Origin of the sequence: Acinetobacter sp. VT 511 (assembly GCF_001077515.1) — a bacterium.
In the GTDB taxonomy this organism is placed as follows: domain Bacteria; phylum Pseudomonadota; class Gammaproteobacteria; order Pseudomonadales; family Moraxellaceae; genus Acinetobacter; species Acinetobacter schindleri.
This window is the reverse complement of the sequence record NZ_LFRE01000116.1, coordinates 1-1,622: the sequence shown is the minus strand read 5'-3', so window position 1 is coordinate 1,622 and position 1,622 is coordinate 1. Positions and strand designations below refer to the sequence as shown.

Genomic DNA, 1,622 nt, shown 5'->3' with positions numbered 1-1,622 from the left:
TGGCGATTTCGAGTCGATATTCCCGCAGAATAAGATTATTTACCGTATCCATCATATCCCGGAAATGACGAGCGAGCACCCCAAATTCATCTCGGCTGGATAGATGGATATCCACATGCAGACGCCCGGCTTGAATCTGGTTCATATACCGCATGAGTTGCTTGAGTGGACCGGTGATTCGGATGGAGATGAACAAGGTTGCAACAATGACCAATACAAGTGCCGCAATGGCAATCATCGCGTTATTCCACGTAAGTGTGGTGGCTCTGGCATATAACGTCTCATTCGGGATCTGTTTGACGATGGTCCAGTCAGCGTACGTGCTGCCAAGTTGCTGGTATACATACATGGAACGATCCTGTTCAAAATGTCCTGCGACATTCTGGGCTGTACCAGCGCCAGATCCTGGATCGGTGTTAATGATGATATCGCCTTGCAATGGATGCACAAACTACAGGAGATAGGCATCTCCACACCTAAAAATTGTCTTGTCATCGGTATCGACAACGTACATTCTGCCGTTACGTCCTCCCCACCCCTGACCACAGTTAACCTGTGCAAAGAGGAACTTGGACAGCGCGCGGTCGAGGCTTTGCAACGCCGAATCGAACGCCCGGGGACACCAAAAGAAACCGTCATGTTATCGACCACGTTGATTCCAAGGGAATCGGCATAATTCGGAAAGGGTAACCGCTCTTTTTTGAAGATGGATTCGTTAGGTACTTGCTGTCCCGTGAGTCTGGTGCATACGAAAGAGGCCCCGCATACCATTATGCAGGGCCTCTTTCGTATATTAGGCTTATATTCTTATCGACGTCGACAAGAAGGCGGCCGCCGACGTGCTCGACTTCTGGGAGCCGATCCAGGCACGCGGCAAGGGCGAGATGATCCTCGACCCGGACGAATTCTATATCCTGGCCTCCAAGGAGGCGGTGGTGGTGCCGCCGGCCTATGCCGCCGAGATGGTGCCGTTCGATCCGCTGGTCGGTGAATTCCGCGCCCATTACGCCGGCTTCTTCGATCCCGGCTTCGGCCATGCGGCAGCCGGCGGACGCGGCGCGCGCGCCGTGCTCGAAGTGCGCTCGCGCGAGGTGCCGTTCATCCTGGAACATGGCCAGATCGTCGCGCGTCTCGTCTATGAGCGGATGACCGCAACGCCACGCAGCCTCTATGGCGAGCAGGGATCGAACTACCAGGCGCAGGGCCTGAAGCTGTCAATCCGAGAATAAAGTAGACTGGTGGTTGTTCCGAGTCTGTATTGGTATCGTTGTCTTTATCCGTGCAGGATATTTTCTAGCTGAGCAAGTCGGTATACGCATGGAGGTAGTTGCAATCACTGGTGTTATTCTCATGCTCGCTATGCGTTGGTATCGCACTCGGACTGGACTCAAAGATGTGATAACACAAACGCCTTGGCACATTCTACTCTTTGCTTTCAGCATTTATGTTATTGTAGATAGTCTTCACCGCGCAGGCATGACCGCATCGATCATTCAGTGGATGAAACCTATAATAGAAGGAGGAAATGCCAGCATCATTGCTGTGTCAGGGTTAATGCTCACTCTGCTTTCCAATCTATTCAACAATTTGCCCTCCGTCATGATTGGGACCTTTGCTGTTAC

4 protein-coding genes are annotated in these 1,622 nt (G+C 52.2%); 3 read left to right on the top strand and 1 reads right to left on the bottom strand.

From position 1 onward, the window contains the following. The coding region (locus tag ACS72_RS16070) for a sensor histidine kinase (RefSeq protein ID WP_048882699.1) at positions 1-448 on the bottom strand (448 nt) is incomplete at its 3' end. Here ACS72_RS16070 and ACS72_RS19995 point away from each other — a divergent pair. The 3 genes from ACS72_RS19995 to ACS72_RS16060 form a co-directional block, all read left to right on the top strand. After that, positions 368-676, top strand: coding sequence for a substrate-binding domain-containing protein (locus ACS72_RS19995; protein ID WP_081405883.1), 309 nt, complete (start codon positions 368-370; stop codon positions 674-676). The two genes, ACS72_RS16070 and ACS72_RS19995, sit on opposite strands and share 81 nt — an antisense overlap. Positions 677-803: 127 nt before the next feature. Continuing rightward, positions 804-1,229 carry a 2'-deoxycytidine 5'-triphosphate deaminase gene (locus tag ACS72_RS16065; RefSeq protein WP_306387722.1) on the top strand — a complete coding sequence of 142 codons (426 nt, stop codon included), beginning with the start codon at positions 804-806 and terminating at the stop codon, positions 1,227-1,229. Between the two features lie 13 nt (positions 1,230-1,242). Then, positions 1,243-1,622: ArsB/NhaD family transporter (locus ACS72_RS16060; protein ID WP_283936059.1), on the top strand; the 380-nt coding region annotated here is incomplete at its 3' end.